Origin of the sequence: Flavobacterium sp. YO12 (assembly GCF_004119495.1) — a bacterium.
Lineage (GTDB): Bacteria > Bacteroidota > Bacteroidia > Flavobacteriales > Flavobacteriaceae > Flavobacterium.
In genome coordinates this window covers 1-335 of record NZ_NRQU01000161.1, presented here as the reverse complement: position 1 = coordinate 335, position 335 = coordinate 1, and the positions used below count along the sequence as shown (strand labels likewise).

1 pseudogene is annotated in these 335 nt (G+C 43.0%); it reads left to right on the top strand.

What is annotated here, in order from left to right:
- A pseudogene (locus BOW55_RS20725) lies at positions 1 to 335 on the top strand (spore surface glycoprotein BclB); the annotation flags it as partial.

Here is a 335-nt window from a genome sequence, read left to right as displayed (position 1 = left end):
CTAAATATGAGGTATTTTACTCCAGGTCAATTAGCTGGTTTAAAAGGTGCTGATGGAGCAGTTGGAAAAGACGGAGCTGATGGGACTGATGGAAAAGATTTCAAATATGAGGATTTTACCCCAGGTCAATTAGCTGGTTTAAAAGGTGCTGATGGAACTAATGGAAAAGACGGATCTAATGGGATTGATGGAAAAGATGGAGTTGACGGTGCAGTAGGACCGCAAGGTTTACAAGGAATTGCTGGAACAAACGGTGCTGATGGAAAAGACGGAAAAGATGGAATTGATGGAGCTGTTGGACCACAAGGATTACAAGGTATCGCAGGAACAAACGG